The 6,273-nt window shown below is 60.2% G+C and carries 3 protein-coding genes; 2 read left to right on the top strand and 1 reads right to left on the bottom strand.

The annotated features are described in order from the left end of the window. Window positions 1-15 precede the first annotated feature (15 nt). Together Q8M88_RS07985 and Q8M88_RS07990 are read left to right on the top strand one after the other, a co-directional pair. Window positions 16-3,210: a hypothetical protein gene (locus Q8M88_RS07985; protein ID WP_305596146.1), complete on the top strand. Its 3,195-nt coding sequence runs from the start codon at window positions 16-18 to the stop codon at window positions 3,208-3,210. Between the two features lie 531 nt (window positions 3,211-3,741). Further along, entirely contained in the window at window positions 3,742-4,332 is a 591-nt protein-coding gene (locus tag Q8M88_RS07990; RefSeq protein WP_305596148.1) for a JAB domain-containing protein, read from the top strand. Window positions 4,333-4,803: 471 nt separating this feature from the next. Here the strand turns inward: Q8M88_RS07990 and Q8M88_RS07995 are convergent, their stop codons facing one another. Next, the gene (locus Q8M88_RS07995; protein ID WP_305596150.1) at window positions 4,804-6,087 is read right to left on the bottom strand and encodes a hypothetical protein; all 1,284 of its coding nucleotides are present in this window, start codon (window positions 6,085-6,087) and stop codon (window positions 4,804-4,806) included. Window positions 6,088-6,273: the final 186 nt, after the last annotated feature.

A 6,273-nucleotide genomic window follows, 5' to 3' on the forward strand; every position in this document is an offset into this window, starting at 1 on the left:
GTGGATCTGGACCACATGGCGGGGCTGCTGCAACGGCCCGCTGAAGAACTCTTGCCCGAGCTCAAGGGCCTGATTTTCCTGAACCCTCAATCGAACCTTTGGGAGACGGATGACCAGTACCTCTCGGGCAACGTTCGCGAAAAGTTGGAGGTCGCCGAAGCCGCGGCCCTCACCGATCTAGGATTTCAGGACAACGCCACTGCGCTGAAGTCCGTCCTGCCGGCGGACCTGAACCCGTCCGAAATCGACGTGCGTCTTGGGGCTGCGTGGTTGCCGGCCAGCGACGTGGAGCAGTTCACCCAAGAGCTGCTCGGTGTTTCAAACGGGGTACGCGTTGGGCACGTGGCCGCGCTGGGGACCTGGTATCTGAAGGGAGATTGGGACGTCAAACAGGCGACGGCCAATACCACCGATTGGGGAACGGACCGCTGCTCTGCCCTCGAACTCATTGAGGACGCCCTCAACCTCAGGACCCCGACCGTTCACGACTTCGATGCGGACCAGAAGGCAACCGTCAATGCCCAGGCGACTGAGGCGGCGCGCGAGAAGCAGCAGCGGATCAAGGAACGGTTTGCAGAATGGATTTGGAGCGACGATGCACGTCGGGAGCGGCTGTGCCGACAGTACAACGACACCTTCAATCACACCCGCGTGCGCACCTTCAATGGCGATCACCTGACGCTGCCCGGTGCCAGCCAGAACATCACTCTCCAAGCACACCAAAAGGCCGGAATCTGGCGCATTCTTCAGACTCCCAACACCCTGCTTGCTCATGTCGTCGGTGCCGGCAAGACGTTCACCATGGTGGCCGCCGCTATGGAATCGCGACGGCTGGGCCTGTCGCACAAGCCGCTCTTCGCCGTTCCGAACCACATGCTCGGCCAATTCTCGACCGAACTGCTCACGCTATATCCGGGTGCCAATATCCTTGTGGCCGGCAAGGCCGATTTCGAGGCCACGAACCGGAGAAAGCTTTTCAGCAGGATTGCCACGGGAAACTGGGATGCGGTGATTGTCACTCACTCTGGCTTCGAGCGCATCCCCTTGGCGAAAGACACCCAGAAGCGGTTCTTTGAGGAACAGCTTCACGAACTGGAGATGGTGAAGCGCCAGCACGCCGGTTCCGGGGATCGACGGCTGGTGAAGGAGATTGAGAAGGCAAAGAAGCGGCTGGAAGCCCGACTCGAGGGGCTTGCTGCGGAAGGAAAGAAGGATAACACCCTGACCTTTGAAGAATTGGGCGTGGATCGGTTGGTCGTCGATGAAGCCCACTACTTTAAGAACCTGTTCTATGTCTCGAAGATGACCCGCATCGCCGGCCTGCCGCAGACCGCGAGCGAGCGGGCCTTCGACATGTACCTCAAGGTTCGGCATGTCCAGTCGCTCAATGGCGGTGGTGGCGTGGTCTTCGCCACCGGCACCCCTATCGCCAACAGCATGGCCGAAATGTTCACCATGCAGCGGTATCTTCAGCCGGAAGCGTTGAAACGCCATGACCTGCATCATTTCGATTCGTGGGCGGCTACCTTCGGGGAGCCCGTCACGGCCATGGAGCTTTCGCCGGACGGTGCCGGTTACCGGCTGAACACCCGATTCGCCCGGTTCATCAATGTGCCGGAATTGATGCAGATGTTCCGCCAAACGGCGGATGTGCAGACGGCCGATTTGCTCAATCTGCCACGCCCCATGCTGGAGAATGGCAAGCCAAGCATCCGGAATGCGCCGGCCACGCCGGAGTTGAAAGCGCTCGTCGGGCAACTCGCGTCCAGAGCGGAGGCGCTGAGGACCAACCGGGTGGACCCGCGGGTGGACAACATGCTCAAGATCACGTCCGAGGGCCGGAAAGCAGCGCTTGATCTGCGGCTTGTCCTGCCGGGGTCTCGCGACGAACCGCAGAGCAAGGTCAACCTCGCCGTCGAGAACATCCACCGCATCTGGCAGGCTTCGGATAAGGAGCGCTCCGCTCAGTTGGTCTTCTGCGACTTGTCCACCCCGAGGGATTTCGGTTTCTCCGTCTATCGCGACATGGCCGCGAAGCTGGAGAAGCTGGGCGTGCCCGCCGCCCAGATTGGGTTCATCCAGGATTTTGAAACCGACGCTGCAAAGCTTGGCCTGTTCCGCGATGTTCGCAGCGGCAAGGTCCGCATTCTGTTCGGGAGCACTCAGAAGATGGGTTCGGGCACAAACGTCCAGGAACGGCTGATTGCGCTGCATCACTTGGATGCCCCGTGGCGGCCGGCCGACGTCGAGCAGCGCGAGGGCCGAATCCTCCGTCAGGGGAACCGGAATCCGGTGGTTCAGATCTACCGCTACGTCACCGGCGGATCCTTTGACGCCTACATGTGGCAAACCCTGGAGACCAAGGCAAAGTTCATTGCCCAGGTGATGAGCGGCGATATGACGATCCGTCGTCTGGAGGACATCGACTCCGCCGCCCTGACCTATGCCGAGGTCAAAGCCATCGCGTCCGGGAATCCCCTGGTCATCGAGAAGGCGCAGGTGGATGCCGAATTGATGCGGTTTACCCGACTCCGCTCGGCCCATTCCGAAGAGCAGTACAGAATCCGCGGTGAGCGTCGGCGCGCCGAAGAGGATGCCGGCGGCACCGCGCAGCGCCTTGCCAACCTGCGCCTGGATCTTGCGGTTCGGGCAGACACCTCTGGCGACCGTTTCTCCATCGAGATTGACGGTCAGACCATCATCAATCGGGGAATCGCCGGCGAGCTCATCCTCCGTCAGGCAGAGAAGCTGAAAAGCCGCTACATGGAAGAGACCCAAGTCGGACGATTCGCCGGCTTCAGCCTTGTCCTTCGCACCGGCTTCGATGGCAGCGCCGATGTCATTCTTCGCGGCCACAACAGCTACGTCGCCCGGGTCACGGATACCGCCCTGGGGACGATTCGTTCCCTGGAGGCAGCCGTTCAGGGTTTCGAGGAACGGGTTGAGAAACTGGAGCAAGAGGGCATCAACTTCCGCAAACGGGCCTCCGAACTCGAAGCGCGAATCGGTCACCCTTTCGAGCATGAGGAGCACTATCAAGAATTGCGGAAGCGCCAGTCAGCCATCGCCGACCAACTCGACCTGACCAAGAATCAGGCAGCAACCCAGCTTGATGCCGAACCGGGACCGGAGCAGACGAATGCCTTCTCGGAGAAGGAGACTCCAATTGAAGGAATCAAATCTGTCCGGAAGACGGCAATGCGCGTCTGACGTGGCCGGGACCAGGGTTTGTTCCGGTACGCTTCTGGTTTGCCGCTGATCTCGCGCCAACCCGTCCGCTTCCCTCCACGCACCCTCGTCTCGGCTGCGGATATTGCGGGCATTCCGCAGCGCTTCCGTCCGTCCTCAGGGCTCCCTTCGCTTCGCTTCGGTCTCCCGCAGGACGAACCAAAGCGAACAGTTGCTCCAAGCGAGCCGGCATCGCCGTTTGTTCTATGGTGTCCAGCCCCTCCAGTCGGATGCTCATTCCTGGGTAGCAACTGCTGATTGGCCAGCAGCGGGTAGAAGCTAGCCCGCGTCGGTGGTGATTCGGAGGTGCTCATGCCCTTCCGCGTACTCGCCTCTGGTTGCTCCGCGCACCGCCCGCGCCAGGGCCGCAGATCAGCGTCCCTGTCACGGCGCTGCTGATGCTCCGCTGCCCGGCGGCGAGAACGCTCCCGGGGGTGTTTCGGCGGAACGGTCGTGCTCTCTCAGGTCCCGGTGAAGAGAGCACTCCCGCTCCTTCGGCACGAAACACAATACATGAGCACCACCGAAGTCACTGTCACCTCACCGACGGATCCGCAGAGCGTCACTTCACCCCTGATGCAGGCCGTCGATTCCGCCGCCAACCAGGGCGCGAGGGCCATCCGGTCCCAACGCCAACCGCGCGAATGGAAGCTGGTCGCGATTCGGGATTGTCCGACCCCATCGCAAGTGCAGGAATGCGATACGCCGGAACGGGCGGCCGACTACTGGCGGCTGCATGTGCAGACCAATCCGTACTTTAATCCGGAAGTCGAATTCTTCGTGGTCTTGATGCTCAACACGCGGCGGCGGATCAAGGGTCACACAATTGTGGGAATGGGAATTCTCGATTCCGTGTTGGTCCATCCTCGGGAAATCTTCCGGGTGGCCATCGTGGCCAGTGCTCACGCGGTCATCCTGATGCACAATCATCCTGGAGGGGACCCTAGTCCATCAATGGCCGACCTCCGCACCACCCGCGACCTCATCCGGGCCGGTCAACTTCTGAGGATCGAAGTCCTCGATCACGTCATCATCGGCCAGTCTGCACCCGACCGGTCTCGTCACTACTCATCGCTTAAGGAGCTTGGTCATTTTTACGCGTGACGGCGAATGGGTCGCTCGCAGCCATCGCTGCCGATCTCCGGCAGCGATGGTTTCGCTGTCCCTATCGTGGCAGGATGCAGTGTCGGGCTACTCGAGCGAACTTTGTGTAACTGGTACACCGGCGCGCGGGATACTGGGGCAACAGTGGGTCAGACGACACATGCTCCCTGAGGCGACTCCCGAAGTAATCGTACTTCGCTCAATCGAGCAGGAATCGGCGTGCATCGTTTTTCAATAAGATCCAATGAAAGCGACATCACCGACACAAGGCTCTGCGTTCCTGACGAAAGCGGAGCTGGCGGCTGAACTGCACAAGTCTAGAAGGACCATCGAGATATGGGCAAAAGCTGGCTACCTCAGCTATATTCGCATCGGGCATTCGGTCCTGTTCGACCGTGCCCAAGTGCTGGCGGATCTGCGTCGATATCAAGTTGGCGGAAAGGCGGGACAAAGAGACCTCCGCATCGGCGACTACTCCACATGTGCCGGCGGAGATGCCGCAGCGACGGCTAATGGCTCGACGCGCTGAGTCGGGGCACGTCTCTTTGATAGGTCGAAAAATCGTTCAGCATCCTGTTTCGTGACGAGCTGGAGGTAGTGTTTCACGATCATGCTGGGCGAGTTGCCCATTTCCAAGCTGGTGCGAGAGACGTCTCCCGTCAGCGCCACGCGGTAGGTGCCATAGCTGTGACGCAATGCGTTCTCCCGCCAGAGGAATTTTTCGGGGTTCTTTGATCGCGCGCGGACTTCGTTTACCGCCGCAATGATGGCACGAATAACGTATTGCTCTCGGGTGTACTCACAAATCGGCCCCTTGCCGCGATTCACACGATCCAATTGTTTTTTTGCCAATTCGCAGAGGGGTACAAGGCGCCGGGAAGGGGATCGGCCTTTTCTGGTGATCACGGCGATGTGGCTGCCATCCGGAGTGAGATGGCTCCAATCCGCTCGTAGAATTTCGCTGCTGCGCAGTCCGCAAAGTCCACCCAGAACCAAAAACGAAACCGCTGCCGGGGGAGCACAGTCGAGCATTTCTAGAAACTCGTTCGGGCTCCAAATCAGCGTGGCGGGAGGTTCCAATTTCGGGCGTTGGAGGGCGCCAATTTCCTCAAGAAGGTCGCGGGGCGCCTGGCGAACTTTAACGGCGTAGCGGCCGAAAGCGGAGATGCAGGTCAGATCGTTGATGCGGCTGCGTCCCGCAACCCCCAGGTCGTCCAAATACTTCTCAATTAGGGCTGCGGTCAAATTTCCTACCGGTAGATCGAAGTGGCGCGAAAAGCGGCCAAGGCGGTGCCGTAGGTCGGTTAGGTGCCGTTTGCTCAAGCCAGCCTTGAGCTTGGCGGCGATAAATTCCTCCACCAAAACTGGGACTCGGCCATCACCCTGGAGTTTGGCCCGCCTTCCGACGTGCTCGGCAACCGCGTCTTTGAGAGCGGTGCCGGGCGGAAGGAGGCGCCGGGACTCGACATACTCCGCGACAGCGACCGCCAAAGGAGTCCCGAATTCTTCCAGAATACGGGTGCAATGGGCAAAAATTGAACGGTCAGACGCGGAAAGCTCGAAAGCATCGTGGTCGGCGTTGGCCAACTTCACTGCGGCAGCGCGGGCTGCGGCCTTGGCTTTGTCCAAATCGGAGAATCGCTCGCGGACCCGGCGGGTGCCCAGGTAGTAACAAACCGAGTACTGGGAGTATTTCGTTCCGCGCAGCTCGAAGGGCGTGGCGTAGACTTTGACCTCGACGCTTCCTTCGCGCACCGAAAGGGGGAACTTGGGACTCCTGCTCCGTGATTCGGGACAGTCCGCTGTCACGCGGAATTTGTCCCAAATCTGTCCCTACAAATCAAGACTTCTTCGTTTTTCGCGGGAAAAGTGGCGGGAGTGGCGGGACTCGAACCCGTAACCTCTGCCGTGACAGGGCAGCGCTCTAACCAATTGAGCTAC

It is taken from the genome of Phenylobacterium sp. (assembly GCF_030693805.1).
GTDB lineage: Bacteria > Pseudomonadota > Alphaproteobacteria > Caulobacterales > Caulobacteraceae > Phenylobacterium.